The sequence below is a fragment of the Levilactobacillus zymae DSM 19395 genome (assembly GCF_001434115.1).
GTDB lineage: Bacteria > Bacillota > Bacilli > Lactobacillales > Lactobacillaceae > Levilactobacillus > Levilactobacillus zymae.
Window position 1 is genome coordinate 1 of sequence record NZ_AZDW01000025.1, and the last position, 20109, is coordinate 20109.

17 protein-coding genes are annotated in these 20109 nt (G+C 55.7%); 14 read left to right on the forward strand and 3 right to left on the reverse strand.

All coding sequences use genetic code 11. The features are described from left to right. Positions 1–55 precede the first annotated feature (55 nt). Positions 56–904, reverse strand: coding sequence for a C39 family peptidase (locus FD38_RS05775; RefSeq protein ID WP_057732207.1), 849 nt, complete (start codon positions 902–904; stop codon positions 56–58). Positions 905–1070: 166 nt separating this feature from the next. Beyond that, positions 1071–1625, reverse strand: coding sequence for a cysteine hydrolase family protein (locus FD38_RS05780; RefSeq protein ID WP_057732209.1), 555 nt, complete (start codon positions 1623–1625; stop codon positions 1071–1073). A 172-nt stretch (positions 1626–1797) separates the two neighbouring features. Here FD38_RS05780 and FD38_RS05785 point away from each other — a divergent pair, with 172 nt between their 5' ends. From FD38_RS05785 to FD38_RS05840, 12 genes are all read left to right on the forward strand, one after another. Continuing rightward, the gene (locus FD38_RS05785; RefSeq protein WP_057732211.1) at positions 1798–2106 is read left to right on the forward strand and encodes a PadR family transcriptional regulator; all 309 of its coding nucleotides are present in this window, start codon (positions 1798–1800) and stop codon (positions 2104–2106) included. 4 nt (positions 2107–2110) lie between these two features. Then, a complete protein-coding gene (locus FD38_RS05790; protein ID WP_057732213.1) occupies positions 2111–2734 on the forward strand; it encodes a DUF1700 domain-containing protein in 624 nt (207 codons plus the stop codon). Further along, positions 2731–3690, forward strand: a complete 960-nt coding sequence (locus FD38_RS05795; protein WP_057732215.1) for a DUF4097 family beta strand repeat-containing protein — start codon at positions 2731–2733, stop codon at positions 3688–3690. Before FD38_RS05790 ends, FD38_RS05795 begins: the two co-directional genes overlap by 4 nt. Before the next feature lie 401 nt (positions 3691–4091). Beyond that, positions 4092–5090 (forward strand): tRNA dihydrouridine synthase, encoded by a 999-nt coding sequence (locus FD38_RS05800; RefSeq protein ID WP_057732217.1) that lies wholly within the window; start codon positions 4092–4094, stop codon positions 5088–5090. A 518-nt stretch (positions 5091–5608) separates the two neighbouring features. Further along, positions 5609–6061, forward strand: coding sequence for a flavodoxin domain-containing protein (locus FD38_RS05805; RefSeq protein ID WP_057732219.1), 453 nt, complete (start codon positions 5609–5611; stop codon positions 6059–6061). Between the two features lie 18 nt (positions 6062–6079). Next, positions 6080–6646, forward strand: a complete 567-nt coding sequence (locus tag FD38_RS05810) for a GNAT family N-acetyltransferase (protein ID WP_057732222.1) — start codon at positions 6080–6082, stop codon at positions 6644–6646. Between the two features lie 572 nt (positions 6647–7218). Next, positions 7219–8583 (forward strand): amino acid permease, encoded by a 1365-nt coding sequence (locus FD38_RS05815; protein ID WP_057732224.1) that lies wholly within the window; start codon positions 7219–7221, stop codon positions 8581–8583. A gap of 13 nt (positions 8584–8596) precedes the next feature. Next, entirely contained in the window at positions 8597–9259 is a 663-nt protein-coding gene (locus FD38_RS05820) for a hypothetical protein (protein ID WP_057732226.1), read from the forward strand. 208 nt (positions 9260–9467) lie between these two features. Next, a complete protein-coding gene (locus FD38_RS05825; RefSeq protein WP_057732229.1) occupies positions 9468–10088 on the forward strand; it encodes a WxL domain-containing protein in 621 nt (206 codons plus the stop codon). 262 nt (positions 10089–10350) lie between these two features. Next, positions 10351–11397, forward strand: coding sequence for a WxLIP family cell surface protein (locus FD38_RS05830; RefSeq protein ID WP_057732230.1), 1047 nt, complete (start codon positions 10351–10353; stop codon positions 11395–11397). A 46-nt stretch (positions 11398–11443) separates the two neighbouring features. After that, positions 11444–13198 (forward strand): WxL domain-containing protein, encoded by a 1755-nt coding sequence (locus tag FD38_RS05835; protein WP_057732232.1) that lies wholly within the window; start codon positions 11444–11446, stop codon positions 13196–13198. A 186-nt stretch (positions 13199–13384) separates the two neighbouring features. Next, a complete protein-coding gene (locus tag FD38_RS05840) occupies positions 13385–15517 on the forward strand; it encodes a WxL domain-containing protein (RefSeq protein ID WP_057732234.1) in 2133 nt (710 codons plus the stop codon). 84 nt (positions 15518–15601) lie between these two features. Here the strand turns inward: FD38_RS05840 and FD38_RS05845 are convergent, their stop codons facing one another. Next, positions 15602–16837: an ArgE/DapE family deacylase gene (locus FD38_RS05845; protein WP_057732236.1), complete on the reverse strand. Its 1236-nt coding sequence runs from the start codon at positions 16835–16837 to the stop codon at positions 15602–15604. A gap of 387 nt (positions 16838–17224) precedes the next feature. On the opposite strand from FD38_RS05845, the gene FD38_RS05850 reads away from it, so the two are divergent. Together FD38_RS05850 and FD38_RS05855 are read left to right on the forward strand one after the other, a co-directional pair. Further along, a complete protein-coding gene (locus FD38_RS05850; protein WP_057732237.1) occupies positions 17225–18172 on the forward strand; it encodes an ABC transporter ATP-binding protein in 948 nt (315 codons plus the stop codon). Next, the gene (locus tag FD38_RS05855) at positions 18159–19685 is read left to right on the forward strand and encodes an ABC transporter permease/substrate-binding protein (protein WP_057732239.1); all 1527 of its coding nucleotides are present in this window, start codon (positions 18159–18161) and stop codon (positions 19683–19685) included. Before FD38_RS05850 ends, FD38_RS05855 begins: the two co-directional genes overlap by 14 nt. Positions 19686–20109: the final 424 nt, after the last annotated feature.

Here is a 20109-nt window from a genome sequence, read left to right on the forward strand (position 1 = left end):
CAAAAAAGCCAATAACCACACGCCTTTGGCGTGATTATTAGCTTTCAAGTTTCAGTTAATAACTTAATGCCCGGTAGGCATCGTGTTGCCGATGGTTAGCCAGACCAACCTGAGTCATGCTGGTCTTCTTGTGGGTCCAGGGGTCGTTGTAGTAGGCCCGCGTGGCGCTGTACCCGGACAGGGTGATGGCATGATTGACGAAGCCGTCCACCCCGGCGACCCAGACGACCACGGGATGTCCCTGATCAATCTTGGCCTTGAGCTGTTTAAACGACGCTCCGGTCAGATCTTGGGCGCTGCCCACGTGGTGCCGCACAAGTTTCAACAGGGCCGGCGGGTAGATCCACCAGCCGGATTTCGAATAGGGGCTACCGACGAACCCCTTGTTTCCGTTATGGGTCTTGGTCTTGGGCATTTCCTTGGCCAGACTCATCTTGGTGACCTTGGCGCCAGCGTATTTCAACATCATGGTGGTGGCGGTGATTTCACAGCCGGTCGGTAGTTGTGGCCGTTGGGCGATCAGGGGCACCTTTAATTGGCGGCGACTTTTGACCGTGCCGTTGCGGTGAATCCAGCCGGTCTGGGTGTGATTGTATGTGAATTTGAGCCAAAGCCCGTCGTTGAGCCGTTCCTCCCGGGTAATGTGGACCATCTTGCGGGCGTATTGCCGGCCCGTGGCGATGGGGGTCAGGTTCTTCGCACTGGTCTTCGCCCCACCCGTGGCGTAGACCTGGTAGTTGTGCTTTAGGTTCGACCCAATCTGGGTGTAGTAGTTGACCGTGGTCTTGGCCAGGATAGGCTGATAGGTAGTCGTCGCGGCCTGGGCGCTGGTAGCCAGTGCGAGACTGCCGCCTAACGCCAGTAGGCCACTTAATAGGTAGCGGTAGAACCGGTGATGCAACATGGCAATCCTCCTTTGATTGCTAAACTATTCAATTAACCCCACTATTATAGGACTAAACGATTCGAACAACAATACGGCTGAAGACGGGATAGCCGGTAGTTGGCGCTAAAAAAACGCCTCGCCAGAACGATGAAGGTTCTGTCCGAGACGTTTTTCGCAGGTGGGGTTAAACGATTTTTGCACCCAGTGCGTTCTTAAAATGCCGAAGCGCCCAGTCGTGGCCGGCCTGGTCAAAACTGGCTACACCGGCGCGGTGGATCACCAAGTGATAACCCAGGTTATACGCGTCCACGGCGGTGTGCAGCACACAGATGTCGGTGCAAACGCCGACCAGGTGCAGCGTGGTGACGTGGCGTTCGCGCAACCGTAAGTCGAGGTCGGTACCGGCAAAACTACTGTAGCGGGTCTTGTCGAACTGCCACACGTTGGTCGCCGCTTGGTGCTGGTCGAACCAGTCCTTTAAGGGACCGTACAACTCCCGGCCCCAGGTCCCGCGCACGTTATGCGGCGGGAAAAGCTTACTTTCGGGGTGGTAGGGGTCGTGGGGCGTGTGCACGTCGGTCGGCAGTAAGACCCAATCCCCGCGCGCCGCCATGGTATCGGCTAATTGGACGATGGTTGGCGCCAGAACTTGCCCCGGTTGGCCACAGGTGAGGGCGCCCTTATCCGCCACAAAATCGTTGGTGTAATCGATAATCAGTAAGGCTTGATCAGTTGCCATTGGCAAAAACCTCCTTCTCAATTGGGTTTAGTATGCGGGGCGGGGGCCGCGTCTGTCAACGGTTCGGCCCATCAATTTATTTATAATTAGGGTTTGACAAGGACCTATTTGACACGCTATACTATGGATGAATTGATATTATACGTCATATAGCATAGGGGGCAACGGGATTATGGCGATACAAGTACCCACGGAGCTCTTAGATGGTTGCGTGTTGGGCGTATTGACGCGACAAGATTTCTACGGTTACGCGCTGACCCAGGAGGTCCGCCAACGGTTACCGATTTCGGAATCAACTTTATATCCGGTCTTACGCCGGTTGAAAAAGAACGGCTGGTTAACGACCTACGACGAACCCTTTCAGGGCCGGAACCGCCGGTATTACCGCTTAACGCGCACGGGTCAGGCGCAACTGACCGTGATTCGCGCGGAGTGGGGCGACTTTAGTCAGGCCGTCACGACTTTGTTAGAGGGGGATTAACAAGATGACTGAATACATTCAGGCGCTCCAAAAGCTGCTCTTGCAGCTGACGGCCGCCGAACAACAGGACGTGGTGGAGTACTACCGCGAATACTTACAGGAAGCGGACATTACCACCTACGAGGCGGCCGTGGCCGAACTGGGCACGCCGCAAACGGTGGCCCGCAAGGTCTTAGCCGACTACTCGATTAAAATGACGGAACAACCCGCTGGCCGGCAATCGACGCCGGCGGGAACCAAGGCTAACGTCAAAATGATCTGGTTGGTCATTTTAGCGCTATTGTCTACGCCCGTGACCATTCCATTGATTCTGGTGGTGGGCGCATTAGTCGTGGCCGCCGGTAGCGTGGTGTTTGCCGGGGTCGTGACCGTGTTGGCCCTGCTGGTCGCCGGGTTTGCGGGCGGCATCGTGGGTGTTATCGTCGGGTTGATGACGCTGTTAACGGCGCCGTGGACCGGGCTATTTTACCTGGGTCTCGGGCTGATTGCCTTAGGGGTCAGTTGGCTGGTCACGGTCGTGGTGGTCCGGCTCGTCCAGTGGCTGATTCAGGTGATCGCGGAAGTCGCCAAGTGGGCTTATCGTCGCTGGGTTACGGACCGCAAAGATAAACGGGGGGATCAAGCATGAAACGCTGGAATATGATCAGTTTAGTGGCCATTGTGGTCGGGTTGATTTTGGTGATCTTGGGCGTCGGCCATCACGGCGTCAAGGCCCTGACTTGGAACAACGGGGGCTTTCAGGTCGACGAACGCCGGCAGACCGTGGTGCATCCGGGGGCCTTCGACAAGGTCGTAGTCAATACCAAGTTACCGGTCACCATCAAGCCGGGGAACGTGAACCAAATCACGATTCAACAACACAGTGTCAATCAGAAAAAGCATCCAGTGACGGCCAAGGTGGCTAACCATACCTTGACCGTGGCGGGCGGGGACAACCGCCAGAACATTTTCCGGATTCACGGCTTTTCCATGGGGTGGTCCGACGACGCTTACGATACCAGCGGCAAGATCACCATTGTGGTACCGAAAGCCACGACGGTCAAGACGGTGACGCTCCAACGCAACTGGATTGTGCGGCTAGAGGATTTGACGGTTAAAACGGTCACGGGGTCCCATAGTGGGAGTTTCCAAGCTAAAAATGTGACGTTTAGTCAGCCGTTAGACTTGAGTCGCGGGGACGCCGATATCTTCTTGACCAACGTGACCACGCCGCGGGTCACGGCCAAGACCGGGGATGGCGACATCGTCATCAGACAGAGTCACTTCAAGCAAACCAGTAACGTCTTGCATACGGCCGATGGGGACGTCAGCGTGAAGAACACGCATTTGGGTGGTGCGGACGTGGCCAGTAATGACGGGGACCTGCACATCGGCCACAATCAGGTGACCCGCAGCGTCAAGGCCCACACCGATGACGGCGACGTGTACGGCATCGTCAGCGATACGGCGGGGGTATCCGTTCAGACCAACGACGGTGATATCCAGTTAATGGGAAGAAGCCGCAAGAGTGGCACGCACCTGCGCCCCAACGCCAAGGTCCAGTACGCCTTTAGCACCGACGACGGCGACATCACCGTGCGTTAAGCCGGCAAGGACTTGACGGTGATGGTAGAATAAAGGGACTTATTGTGTAGTGTTAGTTGGGATGTACTTGCGCATGTAAAACATGACAGGCGAATGCTGAAGATTATGGAATGATTTTCGTCAACATTAACATGGTGACTCAGTTTACAGCCTGGAAGCGAGCATGGGCTCAGCCAGCGAAATTATCCTTAGCTAGCGTTCTTTGCTGGCTTAGGATAAGGTCGAGTTTTGAAACTCGCGATTTTTGCGAGGTTCAAAATCGTGCCCGCAGGCGTTCCAGCCCATGAGCGCTGGAAGGCGACCAGTTTATGCTTAACTAACAGCACGCGGTAAGAAGTTGTGCCGCAGTAGCCAGCACCGTGGCACGGACTATCTTATAATTGAACAAGGAGATTTTTATCGTGTCTGATGTAACCAACTACTGGCAAACCATTGCCGCACACGCCAAAGCGGAGAACCGGCCGTTCTTTTCGTTGGCGCCCATGGAGGCCGTTACCAACGCCATTTTTCGCCGGGTCGTCGCTAAGGCGGCCGCACCCGATGTCTTTTTTACCGAATTTACCAACGCCATCAGCGTGACCCATCCCAAGGCCAAATTCACGGTCCAGGGCCGGCTTTACGTGGCGCCGGAAGAGGCCCACATGCCGGTGGTCCAACTCTGGGGCAACCAGCCGGAAGCCTTCGAAGCAGCCGCGGCCGACGTAAAGACCCGGGGCTATGAGGCCATCGACCTGAACATGGGGTGTCCGGATTCCACGGTCATCAAAAACCACGGGGGTAGCGACTTGATTCGCAACCCCGAAGACGCGGCGGCCGTGATTGCGGCGGCCAAGACGGCCGGGTTGCCGGTCAGCGTCAAGACGCGACTGGGCTACAGCCGCTTGGACGAATGGCCGGACTGGCTACGCTTCTTGTTGGAACAGGACATCCCGTTGTTAACGGTGCACCTGCGGACCAAGAAGGAAATGAGCCGGGTCGGCGCCCATTACGAACTGATCGACGACATCGTGAAGCTTCGTGATGAAGTGGCCCCGCACACGCTGTTACAACTCAACGGCGACATCGACAACTACCAGGATGGGTGCGCCTTAGCGGCCGCTCATCCCGGCGTCGACGGCATCATGATTGGCCGCGGAATTTTCACCAGCCCGTTTGCCTTTGAGCACACGCCCCAGGAACACAGCGTGAAGGAATTGCTGGGTCTGTTGAACTATCAATTGGACCTTTACGACGACTTCGCCGAGCGGTTCGACACCCAACGGTTCGCCTCGCTCAAGCGGTTTTTCAAGATCTACGTGCGCAACCAACCGCACGCCGCAGAACTGCGGAACGCCATGATGGAGACCCACAGTACCGACGAAGTGCGGCAACTGTTGGCGGACTCGCCTTTAACCAAATAAGTTACGGCAGGATTTTGTATAAAATACTTGCTGAAAGTTGAATCTCAATAGAGGGACCTCACGAGAAATGCGTGAAGTCCCTCTATTTGTCGTTTAAAAGACAATGTATAGCCCGGAGGCGAGCAGGGGCTCAGCCAGCGAAATTATCCTTAGTCGACGTTTCTTGTCGGCTTAGGATAAGGCCGAGTTTTAGCAATCTTCTGTTTTTGTAAAAGGTAATGTGTTCTTTTTGTAACAAGCAAAATCAACAACCCAATCAGCTAAAAGTGGTAAATTAGACTGGCAAGAAAGTTTTGGTGACATGATTTTGGCAGCAGGACGCCCGAACAAAACGCATTAAATCGGGGTTAACCCGATGTAAGCGATTTTTATCGATAAGCTAGATAATATAAGATTGATAAATTATTTAAGTTCAGGTATGATAGCTAAGTATTTTTTTCTGACCCAGAATTCGACCCACGTGACCCCGCCTAAAGTCTGGTGGCGGTCATCAATTAGATTGAGGAGAACAGAACTTTATGACGCCTACGATTCAGATTATCTTCGCCAGTCTCTCTGGCCGCAACCGAGCCATTGCCATGCATTTACAAGCGCACTTGGCGGCGCACGCGCAGACCCTGGTGACGGAGATTTCTCAAGCCGACGCCTTTACTGTGCCCCAAGCAGATGCGGTGATTTTGGTCAGTTACACCTACCATGACGGCGAGTTACCGGACGAAGCATTGGACTTTTACGAGGATTTAGCGACAGTCGACCTGCAGGGCACTTACTTTGCGGTCTGCGGCTCGAGTTCGACGCAACACGTTCATTACGGGCGGGCCGCGGACCGGTTGGCCCAGCGTTTGGCCGCCCAACATGGCGTGGCCGTGGCCCCGGTCTTAAAGATCGACGGGGACCCCAGTGACGCCGACCGGCAACGGTTAGCCGCACTCGCCGCGCAAGTTTTAACCACTCTAGACTCAGGAAATTAAAGATGAGGTGAAGTCAGCATGTATTTACGGAAAGCAAAAGCAGACGAATTGGACTTAGTATGTGACATTATCGAGGACGGCAAGCAACAATTGGCCGACGCCGGGATCGATCAATGGCAAGATAATTACCCGAACCGCGACACCATTCAAACGGATATCGATTTAGGTCGCGCCACGATTTTTAACAGTGACGACCACGAAACGTTGGGTGTCGCGGCGGTGGTCCAAGCGCCCGATGATTCTTACGATACCTTGATTGGTAACTGGTTGAAGGACACCGAGAAGTACGTGACGGTCCACCGGGTCGCCATCTTCTCGCACCATCAGGGGAAGGGGTACGCGTCTAAGCTCTTCCAAGAACTCTTCACGTACATTGCCGAACACCACCCAGAAGCCGAAAGCATTCGGATCGATACGCACCGGGACAACACCAAGATGCAACATCTGATCGAAAAGTTTGGTTTCAAGAAGGTCGGCCGCATTGTCGGCGTTTACCAACCAACTGATGAATGCTACGTGTACGAAAAGTTGATTCAAAACACCCAGGCGGGGACCGACACGGCCCACACGCCGCACGTGGCCTAACCATGAAAGTTTTCTCATGTGACGTTTCCGCCGCGATTTAGCGCGGTGACGGGACCGAGAAGCCGGCTAACAACGGGCTCAATGGCGCCGATGGCTAATCGGAGTCACGTGGCCTAATCAAAAAATTTTTAATCTCACGGGTCGTCACCGCGAAATCGCGGCGGACGGCCCGTTTTTTAACGGTTTTGGTTTGAACGGGACGCGGACTTGCGAGATAATGTGACCGGTGTCATGAAGGATTAACCCTTGCGTTTAGACGCATAACCGGGTAACCTATGACATAATCTTATTGTTTTATCATAATTGGTGCGCGGCGGATTTCAACGACGACTAAACGAGAGTCGGCGCTAGCCTGGCAGCAGATTGGTCCAACCGCCAGTTGGGTAGAACGAAAAGATAGTATGCGTGGTGCGGGTTCGGTCAGCGGACGGGACCTGCTCTCGCCGAGCGGTGCGGGTAACGGGCCTGAATCCTTGGCGGCATGTCGCGTCGGTTGTTAAATTGACGAACGTGCGTCACGCTCCCATTGACAATTGAATAGCTGACACAGTCAGTAGAAAGAAGGAATTAGATTGCAGAGAAGACTAAGCTCTCGCCAAATGCAGATGATTGCATTGGGCGGAACCATCGGCGTCGGATTATTTATGGGGTCTGGTTCCACAATCAAGTGGACGGGGCCATCCGTCCTCATCGCGTACATTATTTCTGGTATCTTTCTGTACTTAATCATGCGGGCCTTGGGGGAAATGCTTTACGTGCACCCCACGACCGGGTCGTTTGCCACCTTCGCTTCCGAATACATGCACCCGGTTTTCGGTTACCTGACCGCTTGGAGTAACGTCTTTCAGTTTATCGTGGTTGGGATGAGTGAAATGATCGCGTTAGGCGGTTATTTCCGGTTCTGGTGGCCCAACCTGCCAGACTGGATTCCCGGGTTAGTGGCGATCACCTTCCTGTGTATCGCCAACCTGATTTCCGTGAAGATGTTCGGGGAACTCGAATTCTGGTTCGCCCTGATCAAGGTGGTCACCATCGTCTTGATGATCATTGCCGGATTAGGCGTCATCCTCTTCGGGTTCGGTAACGGCGGTCACGCGGTCGGTATCAGTAACCTCTGGAGTCACGGTGGGTTCTTCACCGGGGGTGCCAAGGGGTTCATCTACGCGCTGGCCATCGTGCTGGCGTCCTACCAAGGGATTGAACTGATTGGGGTCACGGCCGGTGAAGCGGAAAACCCGCAACACACGCTGGTCGCCGCCATCCAATCCACGGTTGCCCGGATCTTGATCTTCTACGTCGGCGCCATCTTCGTGATTGTCAGCATCTACCCGTGGAACCAATTGAACCAGATTGGTTCCCCATTCGTGCAGACCTTCGCTAAAATTGGGATTACCGCCGCCGCTTCGATCATCAACTTCGTGGTCATCACCGCGGCGCTGTCCGGGTCGAACTCCGGGATCTACAGTGCTAGTCGGATGACCTTCACGTTGGCCGAGAACCACCAGTTGCCCCGGAAGATGACCCTGTTGAACCGTCACGGGGTGCCGTTTTACTCCGTGCTGGCCATCTCCTTAGGGATCGCCATCGGGATCGTCTTGAACGTGGTCTTGCCGATGTTCTTTAAGGACGCCAGCCAGATCTTCGTAATGGTCTACAGTTCCAGTGTCTTGCCAGGGATGGTCCCGTGGGTCGTGATTCTGGTCAGCGAAATCGAATTCCGCAAACAAAATCAACAGCACATGGCGGAGCATCCGTTCAAGATGCCATTATCGCCGTGGTCCAATTACGTTACGTTGGCGTTTCTGGGGATCACCTTACTGTTCATGTTCATGAACCCCGAAACGCGGATCTCCATTATCGTGGGGGTCATCTTCTTGATCGTGATGACCATCATCTACTTCAAGAAGTACCAACCGCGTGAAGCGGCCAAGAAATAAGGGGGACTGAGTCGTGAGTCGTCCAGGAAAATTTGCGAAGTCTAGTCGGGTCAAGCAACTCCGGCAGTTTAAACGTCGTAAGCAACAACAGGCCGGCAACGTGATTGCCTGGGACCGGGTCACCGATTTCCTATTGGGTCGCTACCAGTTGACCCAGGGCCGGAAGTTACCGGCCACGGTGGCCGCGACCGTCCAGCGGTTCTTTAGCGAATGGCTGACCACCGCGCAGGCCGCCGGTCCCACCCAGTTACAGTGGTCGGTCAGTGAGTTGACCACCGCCACGCTGGCCCGCATAGGTAACCAAGTCCCGTGGCAGTTCTACGCAGTCCTGGCCGGGCAGTTCGGGTCGTGGCAACGGTTCATCCGCCGCGAAGGTCCCGCAGTCCCCATTGAGCCGCGGCGACAAATCGTGGCGTTGATGACGCCGGCAACCTTTAATCGGGCACTGGCGCATCAGTTAGCGGTCAATTTATTGACCGTGACCGCCGCGCCCATTACGCCTGCGCAGGAGGATCAGCTGGTTCATAGTCTGTTAGATGAAGACCAGCTTAATTGGGCGGCCGTCGGGGCGTTATTTACCCCGTTAGGCTTCCAAAACACCGCCGAAAAACGTAGCGACACTTACCAGTGGCTCAACGATTTACAGATGTTAACCGTGAGCGACTTCCATCACTAAACACCTAGATACGAAAGGTCAGCTAATCGCTGGCCTTTTTTTGTTGGGCCGACTACTATCTAAAGTGAATCACCGGTTCAGAAGAAACTTTTGGAAAAAGTTAGTTTTAAGTTATGATTTGGAATACTTTACGACAGATTAAGCATTTACGTTCAAACGCGCAAATCACGAGGTCTGAACTTCAACAGTTTATATAGGAGTTGAGATTATGAAGCGCACATTACGTGTTTCTTTGTTTAGTGGCATCGCTGCTTTACTGTTAGGCTTAGGAGCTGCGGTACCTGCTTCTGCCGCAACTGCCGGGACCACCAGTGCCACAACGAATGCTGCCACTGACTTTACCCCCACTAACGAACCCTTGAATCTTGATTCAGCACCAAACTTTACCTTCGCGGCAACCACGGTTCCTGATACCAAGACCAACGGGAGTTACAATCCTAGCACGATTGATAACCCAGTCGAGGTTTCTAACCCTGGCTTGGCTAGTGGCTGGAACGTTAAGGTCGCCAACACCGAATTCAAGAATTCGGATACAACCGCTACGGCTGGTGATGGGGCCGTCTTGGGCGGTGCTGTTTTGAACCTGTCCGCGCCAACTGCTGCCGCAGCTAACGCCGGCAACCCTTCTAGTGGACCAACTACCAGTGCCATCAAGCTGTCGGGTGACGGGACCGACCAATTGGTTCTGTCGACCGCGGCTAATGAAGGCTTAGGGGTCTGGGATTCGTCCTATGTTCCTGGCGACGTCACACTCGACGTACCAGCTGGGCAAGAACCAGGCAGCTATACTTCCACGATGACTTGGACGTTGGGTGACACGGTTCAATAAAATCGCGTTCTGACATCGAGGTTATGAGATGAACCGGCGATGCAAAAGGCCGGTACCATGGACGCATGGTACCGGCCTTTTGGGACCAAGAAATCATTATTCCCATTAATGATGAACTGATGTGACGAAGCCCTCGTTGAGGGTATGGGCACGGTTTGTCGGGGGTCGCTGGACCGACCGTCGATAAACCGGTGGGCAATCCGGCAACGCTTTTTGTTCGGGAGTCCGTCAGTGATGGGATCATTGAGAGGAAGACAGTCACATGAGAAAGCTTTTGAAATGGGTTTTCATTTTAGTCGGCTTACTCTTGGGTAGTCTGCTGGGCGTCCCAATTGCACACGCCGCCAAGGTTAATCCGGCGGTCGCTGGGGCCGGTTATACGGTTCAGATGGTGCGGCCCCGGGGACAGGTCAATTCAACATCCGGGTATTTTAATCTGAAGGTTCAGCCGGGTGAGCAACAGCGATTAGTTGTGATTCTTCATAACTTGCAGGCTCAGCCGCAGAAGCTGACGCTAGGCATCAATCAGGCCTACACCAATCCGGACGGGGTCATCGACTATGATCGCTATAACGTGAAGCCGGATCCGACGTTAAAGGTGCAATTAAAACAAATTTTCAAGGAGCCGCAACGCACAATCACGTTACCAGCGAACGGTACGGAACGGGTCGGCTTGACCTATGAAGCGCCCGCCAATCCCTTTACCGGCACCGTTTTGGGGGCGGTCTACGTCAGCCAGACGAAACCCGGCAAGAAGTACGGCAAGGGTAAGATTACCTTACAGAACCTCTATGCCTACGCCATCAGTATTGAGATGCGCGAAAGTCTAAAGGCGATTCGTCCCGTTATGGCGATGCATCACGTCGGGGTCGGCCAGGTCGACCGGCAGAATATGGTCATGGCCAACCTGCAGAACAGTCGGCCAACCGTGATGGAACGCCTGAACACCCAAGCGGCGATTACCAAGCAAGGGTCCACGACCGTCTTGATCCACCAGACCAAGAAGGGCATGGGCATGGCGCCCAACAGCAACTTTAATTACCGGATCCCGTGGGGGACGACCACGTTGAAGCCCGGCAACTACACGCTGCATTTAAGCGCACAGGCGACTAAGGGGACTTGGCACTTTACCAAGAACTTCACGGTCACCCAGCAGCAATTGAACCACTTAGCGAACTTGGCCAAGCAACCTAAGCCGAACTACTGGTTGTACATCTTGTTAGCCGTCGTGATTGCGTTGCTGCTGGCCCTGGTCGGATATCTGATTTACAAGAATCACAAGAACAAGCAACAGTTAGCACAGAAATAAGGACATGCGTCAATCAAAGACGCGTGAGTGATAGGGGGGCAGTCATATGCTTAAACGGTGGTTAAGTGTCGGTTTAATCCTGATAGCCGTAGGTCTGACTAGTGGCGTGACTGCACACGCCGACAGTGATGATAGCGCACTAGCTACGGCACCAACGGGGGTGACGTTAACGGGGGCTAATCCGCCCTTAACGCCGTCGACGCAGGCGTTGAACCGCGCGCAAATTGCCCCCAGTCATGCACACTCGCAGGTCGTAACGTTGACTCAAGGCGCGGACCAATTTGGGGCCGTGTGGTCCACCAACGACCACGCGTTTCGCCTGAACCGTAACCAGACCGTCTCCGCTTGGCTTGATTTAGGACAACCGGCGGACGGAGGGATGGCTTTCGTCTTGCAAAACGATTCCCAACTCCTGAACGCGATGCCGAAGTTTACCACGCCAATCGCCGAAACGTTGGGCGTCTGGGGCGTGGACACCACGCCAACCCAGAGTTCGGCTAAGGCGCTGAGTCAAACGGCGATTCAAAATAGTTGGGCGTTGGCGTTCGATGCTGGTAATCACGCGCAGACTAACGCCCAGGCACCGGGACAGGCCAATTCGTTTGACGTGGGGGCAGCTAGTCCGCACGTCGCGGCGGGGTACCCCGGGGCCGCGGCCACGTATCAATCCCACAAGGTGTCCGGTGCACTGGGCGGCTTATTAACGCCTAATCAATACGCCTATAGCTTGGTCCATCAAGGCTTACTGCCGGTGGCGGACCTCGCTAACGGGCAGTGGCACCACGTGACGTTGCGGTGGCGCGCGGCGGCACGCACCATGACGGTGACGGTCAACGACCGCAATCCGCGGACCAATGCCGCACAAACCGGCCAGCGGCGGACCATGGCGGTCGACTTGAATCAGGTCGATCCCAGCCATACCGGTTACGCGCGTTGGGGCTTTACCGCGACGACGGGGCCGCGCGCGACGTCTGACCCGTTGGTGGTCTTGACTCAATTGCCACAACGGACGGTCGCGCCCGGTAAGGTCACCTCGCGGGCGACTAAGGCGATCACTACCCAGACCACAACGTCCCGGGCAACTCAAACGCCGGTGACGGTGCGTTTACAGGGGGCGCGGACAATTAAAATCGCACCACTTCAGCGAGCCATGTTGAGCGGGCAAGTCACCGCTACGGCCAGCCGGTTGCCGGCGGGGTTACGAGTTACCCCCGTGGTAGATGGTCACCGGTTAGCACCGGTTCGTGTCACGGCGACCGGGCAACTGACCACGGGTATCGCCGCGGTACGCCTTCAGCCGGGGACCAACCGGGTCAAGTGGGTCGCGCGGATAGGGACCCGGCAAGTGGCCCAGTCGCCAACCGCGACCGTTGACGTGACGCCCGGACAATTAACGTTTACGGCGTTATCGACAACGGCGGGGTTCCAGCGCACGAAGTTACCCACGACCAGTGAGTTGGTTCCCCGGCAGGCCGGCTGGCAGATCGAAGTCCAGGATACTCGAGGAACCGGGAGTCGCTGGACACTGCTGGCCCAGGCCGGTCGGTTCACGAACAGTGCCACGGGCCGTCCCATGGCCGGTACGCCGGTCTTCGTCAACGGGCAGACGATGACGCCATTGGGCACGACCCCGACGCCCATCATGACCCATACCACCAACGATGGCCGCGCCGCGGGCAAGACCAACGTGGTGGCCCACTGGTCGACCAAAACGGGAGTCCTGTTGCACGCCCAACCCGGCACGGCGGCTGGTCGTTACCAGGGCAAGTTGACCTGGACCCTGACCAATGCGCCGGAATAAGACTAGTTGCGCACAATTGACCCGAAATTAAAACTTTAATTGCGTTTTGGGCCGCTGGGGCTGGCGATTCGCTACTATAGAAGTATCCGACATTGTAAGTCTTTTACAATGTCCACGACTAAATTAATTTGGAAACATCCCGCCCCACAACGGGATGTTTCCGTCAGAGCATAAGGGGGAATGGAGATGTTGAAACGGTGGCTATGCGTTGGCCTGACCGTACTGGCGGTCGGCCTCACCGGTGGGCTGCGCGCCCACGCCGATAGTGACTTTGACCAGGCCTTAGCGACGGCGCCACAGGGGATTTCATTGAACAAGACCAATTCGATCATCGCGTTGGGAACGGCACCGATGAGTCATGCGGCAATTGAAGACACGACCAACGCGAATACCCCGGGGACGCAGGCCGTCGTGGTCAATACGGCCCCCTACCAATTCGGAACGGCGTGGTCGACGGATGAAAATTCCATCGATTTGACCCATAACCAGACCATTGGTTTTTGGTTTTACTTCGGGAACCAAGGCGTCCACGCCGGCGACGGGATGGCCTTCGTGATGCAAAACGATCCACGAGGCCTCGCCGCGACGCCGGACTACACGGACCGCCCAATCGGGGAAACGCTGGGAGTCTGGGCCGTCGATACGAATCCGGACCAGGCCTACGTCAGCGAGTTTGCGAAAACGGCGATTCAGAACAGCTGGGCGTTGGAATTTGACACCCACTATAACGGACTGTCCGGCAAGAGTGCGCTGGGAACCGCCAACGCCTTCGACCTGGGAGAACCCGCGGTCCACATCGCCTCGAATTATCCGGGCAGCGGCGACACCTACGACAAACGCACGGTTTCTGGTGGGTTACTGGGGAAGGACCACTACTATTACAGCATGCACCACAACGGGGTCATCGCGGATAACGACCAACCCAACTTTCTGTCGAACGGGCAGTGGCACCACATGACGCTAAAGTGGGATGCCACGGCCAAGACCATGACCTATACCTTTAACGACCGTAACGCTAAGACCGGGGTGGCCCAAAGCGGGACCAGTCAGACGGTGCCCATCGACCTGAACAAGATTGATCCGGCACACACCGGTCACGCGCGCTGGGGCTTTACCGGGACCACCGGCCAGGATTACGAAAATAACCTGATTATCCTGGATAATACGCCGGGACTGGTCGACGGGACGGCGGAAGCCAGCCTCCAAGACCTCACCCACAATCATCCGGTGACTAAGGACAGCCAAATCGTCAGTGGTGACAAGGTCGAATTGAACTATCAGCTGCACTACAACGGCGGTCGGCAGTCCTGGTCGAACATCAACAGTCGCTTGAATCTGCCCCGCGGAATCACCTATGATGCGGCGGAAATCGACTACGCCAAGGGCCCAACGCAATCCTTGAAGCTTAGTGATATTCAGGATTCTAAACTCGCGATGACGCTCGATCAGTCCCTGGACCGGGATAACGACACGGCGACCGTTAAGCTGTGGGGGACGGCGGACAAGGTAGACGAGACCCTGTACAACCGGACCCAGCCCAACACCTTTTCGTCCAACACGCTGGTGACGAACGCCGATATGCCGGCGTTTGCCATCAACCCGAGCGTGGACTTGGACTTAAACGTGACCTCGGCTAATCCCGTCACGCTGCATACCAAGGAGGACGGGACCGTCACCGGGAACGTGACGGTGACCACCACGGCGGCCGTAAAACCCAGTGTGGCCGTCCAAGCCACGTTGAACGGGAAGGACCTGCCGGATACGGCGGTCGCTAGCGACGGCACCTTTCAATTGAATTTGAAAGCCGACCAGCTCCAGATGGGGACTAACCGGTTACGGTTGACCGCCGCGACGCCTCATGGGGACACGTCGTTAGTCAAAACCGTCCTGATTACCGTGGTCGGGACGTTGGAATTTAGCAACGTGGACACCACCAGTAGTTTTGTGACCAGCACTTTAACGGGGAACCCGCAATTGGTGGCCCGCAACGATGACTGGGCCCTCGACGTTAAGGATACGCGCGGGACCGGTCAACGGTGGGCGTTAAGTGCCCAGAGTACGGCCTTTACCGACGAAAAGACGGGCCGCACGTTGCAGGGAGGTCCGGTCTACGTGGGCCGGTACGGTCGCCAACCACTGACCGACCAGTCCGTGCAAATCATGACCCACACCACCGACGACAGTATCGATGATGGTCAGGTCAACGTCGCCAACTCCTGGGGCGCGCGCAATGGCGTGTTGCTGGACGTCGACGGGGACGCCTTAGCGGGAAACTATCAGGGGACGATCACCTGGTCGCTGACTAATGCGCCGAGTTAACACAAAAAAGGACCTAGAAAATGACTTCTAGGTCCTTAGTTAGCCCGTATGGTGATGGGGCATAACGATTTAACTACATAAAAATTAGGATAACAACCGGGTCACCATGCGTTCATAAATCTTAATGAACCGCCGATACATCTCGAGGTCGACGTATTCGTTGACCTGATGGGCCGTAATGTTACCGGGACCGAAGACCACCACGTCGATGTCGGGGTTGGCCGCCAAGAAGGACGACGCGTCGGTTCCGCCGGGTACCCCGATTTGAGGTAAGGCTTGTTCCAAAACGGCTTGACCAATATCGTTAGCGGCTTGGATCAACGGCGTGTCGGCCGCGGTGTGCATGGGCTGGAAGTCGCTGATCATTTCGAAAGATAGATTGCTTCCCTGGGCGTTCAAATCGGCGATGATGGCCTTGATGGCCGCCGTGATTTTAGCGTTAGGGAGTTCGGGGATGGTCCGAATCTTCACGGACAGGTCGGCGCTGGCCGGCACCGTGTTGACCTGTTCGCCCCCCTTGACCATGGTCACCACGGGCGTCACGGGACCCAGGACGGGATTCTGGTAGGATTTGATGGACTCGAAGTAGGCCTTTTCGCGTTGGTAGAAGGTCATCAACGCGTCAATGGCGTTTTGGCCAATTTCGGGCATCGAACTGTGGGCGGCGACCCCTTTAGAATGAATGGTGAAGGTCAAGGACCCCTTGTGCGCCAGCTCGATGAAGTGTTGCTCGCGGGTGTGGTTGGCCGCGGCGAGCCGGTCAGCGGCCGTTCCGTCGATGGCTAGCATGTGCTGGAGTTCAGGCTTTTGCAACAGGCGCTTGTCGGCTCCACTGGGTTCCCCGACGATGAGCGCACTCAGGTCCTGGGCGTAGCCGGCGTCGGCTAATTGGCGGGCGCCGTATTGGCCGTATTCCTCACCCACGGTCGCCATGAAGCGGAACGTTCCGTGAAGTGGCACGCCGGCTTCCTTGAGGTGAATCATGGCCCAGGCGCCGGCAAGTAAACCGGACTTCATGTCGGAGGTGCCCCGACCGTACATGTTGTCGTCATCGATGGCTCCGGAAAGGGCGTCGACGTGCCACTTGCTGGCGTCACCGAGGGCGACCACGTCTTCGTGACCGTCGAACCCGACCACGGGCCCGTTGCCGTCCCCAATTTCGGCGACCAGACTGACCCGGTCAGGTTGGTAGGCTAGTTGTTTGCAGGAAATTCCGTGTTGTTCGAAGAGTTTGATTAAGTAATCGGCGACTAATTTTTCCGCGCCGTTAACGGTGTTGAGCTTCACCACGTCTTGAAGTGTTTGCACAACTTCATCCATAATTGTCCACCTCGTTTGGTTTGTCAGCTCAGTTCGGGTGTCCCCGGATGAACCGCTTATCTCGATTACAGCACTTTTTATCGGGGGGGTCAAGAATCGGCACGGGGGTTAATCATTCTGTAACTGGTTTAAAGGCGTGATAAATTCACCGAGGAAGTCGTTTTGGTGGGGAATTGACGGTGAACCCGTATAATGGAAGATGATTCAAGCGTCAGACTTGGTGGCTAATCGAGGCTGAATCGAACAAGTGTTCTGGCAATAGTGGTAAACTAGAAAAATACTGGTGATTCTGCCACCAATGCCGGCAATCAGATGTTTTTACAAGCATTAGGGATTGTGCTAGAGTATTACTTGTAATTTATAAAGTTACTTGTTAGGAGGCTCTCAATGATAACGTTCGAACACGTCCAAAAACAGTATGCGGACAAGCTGGCCCTCGACGACCTCAACTTAACCATCCCGACCGGGGAATTTTTCGTGTTGGTGGGGCCCAGTGGGAGTGGCAAGACCACGACGCTGAAGATGATCAACCGGCTGATTGAGCCGACCGCGGGAATCATCAAGGTCGACGATCGTCCCTTACAGGACTACGACTTGCGGGCCATGCGGTTGCGGATGGGTTACGTGTTGCAAAACATTGCCCTGTTCCCCAACCTAAACATTCAAGAAAACATTGCCATTCAACCGGAATCGCTGGGCTGGTCGCGTAAACGCCGGTTGGAACGGGCCCGAGCGCTCTTAGCACAGGTGGGTCTCGATCCCGACCAGTACGCGACGAAACTCCCGCACGAGCTATCCGGCGGGGAACAACAACGGGTCGGCATCGTGCGGGCCTTGGCCACCAAACCCAACGTGGTCTTGATGGACGAACCCTTTAGCGCGCTGGACCCCTTGTCACGCAAGCAACTGCAGGACCTGGTCTTGCGGTTGCACCAGGAGTTACAGATGACCTTCGTGTTCGTGACCCACGACATGGGCGAAGCCTTACGCCTGGGTCAGACCATCGCGGTCATGCGCAACGGCCATATCCAGCAGATTGGGACGGGTGAAGAAATCATGCGGCACCCGGCCAACGATTTCGTGCGCGGCTTTTTCGAGAACCAGAAGACGCCGCGGGCCGCCACGGTCCAAAGCTTACTGGCGCAGGGATACGGTGAGGTGACCACCGCCCCGGCTACCCTGACGGCGACGGTCACGGTGGGGGCGCTGGCGCAGGCCCTCCAGACCCAAACGACCGTGGTCGTCGCCACGGCGCAGGATCACCGGGCCTTGACCACCGCCGATTTACTCGGTTACTTAGCCGCAAAGGAGGCGACGAGTCGTGCAACAGATTAACCACATCCTGCAAACGCAGGGCGGTGAAATCGTCCAATCAATCGGGCAACACATCGGCTTGTCGCTGATTTCACTGTTGATTGCGGCGCTGATCGCCATTCCGTTAGCCATTCTCCTGATGCCCCATCAACGGGCGGCTAACGTGGCCCTCCAGATTACCAGCGTTCTCCAGACGATTCCGAGCCTGGCGTTATTGGGGATTTTGATTCCCATCGTGGGCATCGGGACCGTGCCGTCGATCATCGCATTGGTGATTTACGCGGTGATGCCGATTTTTCAAAATACTTATTCGGGGTTGACCACCATCGACCCCGACCTCGAGGAAGCCGCCGAAGCCTTCGGGTTGTCGCGCCGGAAGAAATTAGTCCGGGTGGAGCTTCCGTTAGCCATGCCCATGATCATTTCCGGGATTCGGATCGCCATGGTCATGATCATCGGGACCGCCACGCTGGCCGCTTTGATTGGGGCCGGGGGCTTGGGGACCTACATCTTGTTGGGGATTGAAACCAACAATAACGCGCTACTGATCATTGGGGCGGTCTTGTCGGCGGCCTTGGCCCTGCTCTTTGGCGCGGCCATCGATTGGCTGGGCAAGTTGTCCTTTAAACGTGCCGGTATCGTGTTGGGCGTGGCCGTGGTCCTGATTGGTGGGGTCGCCGGTTACCGCCGCATCGTCCAGCCCCAAACCACGATTACCATCGCCGGTAAGCTGGGGGGCGAACCCGAAATCTTGATCAACATGTATAAGGATTTGATTGAACAGGACCATCCCAACATCAAGGTCCAGACCAAGCCCAACTTCGGCGCCACGACCTTCCTGTTCAAGGCCCTGCAGTCCGGGTCGATCGACATCTATCCCGAATTTACCGGGACCGTACTGGAATCGTTGGTCAAGGGGCAGTCAAGTGCCGACCACGACCCGCAGGTGACTTACCAGCGAGCGGCCAAGGCACTGAAAAGCCAGTACCAGATGACCTACTTGAAACCGATGCAGTACCAAAACGGTTACGCCATCGCCGTCACGCCGCAGTTCGCCAAGCAGTACCATTTGAAAAAGGTGAGCGACCTGCAACGCGTGGCGACCAAGGTCCACGCCGGCTTCGACCCGGACTTCTACCAGCAGAGCGCCGGTTATCCGGGATTACGCAAGGCGTATAACTTTAAGTTCGGCACCATTAAGACCATGGAACCGTCGATTCGTTACCAGGCCATTGCCCACAAACGCATCAACCTGGTCGACGGCTACACCACCGACCCGGAGCTCCGGGAATATCACCTGGTGGTCTTAAAGGACGACCGCCATTTCTTCCCGCCGTACCAAGGCGCACCGTTGATGACCGAGAAATTTGCCACGGCCCATCCCGAAGTCCAAGCGTCGTTGAATAAATTAGCGGGGAAGGTGACGACCAGCGACATGCGGCAATTAAATTATTTAGTCACGGTCAAGCACGAAAAGGCCGCCACGGTGGCCCGCGAGTACCTGCAACAACAGGGCCTGTTGTCGAAAAAATAGGCGCACGCGCTTGACAATTCTGTGAATCACGCCTAAGATTACCCTTAATTTCTAATGAATTTGTCATAAAACAGCTAGGAGAAGAGTAGTGGTGGACCAACCGTCACAGAGAACCCGGGTCGGTGGAAGCGGGTCGGTCTGGTCACCATGAAGATGAGCTCCCAATAGCTATCAAGTGGTCAACGCTGCTTGGTCGGTAGGAACCGTTAACTTTCCGGGTATTGCGCTGCAGTACCGTTGAGGCCTATTCGCGTGAGCGGTAGGTGAATTAGGGTGGTAAAACGACGCGCTCGTCCCTAGAACTAAGTGATTAGTTCTGGGGACGGGCGCGTTTTTTATTGGCCGACAAATGGCTTAGAGAAAGAACATCTGGGGCGTAACGCCAGATGAATTTAACGTGACTGGCCTACCGTAACCGGGGGAC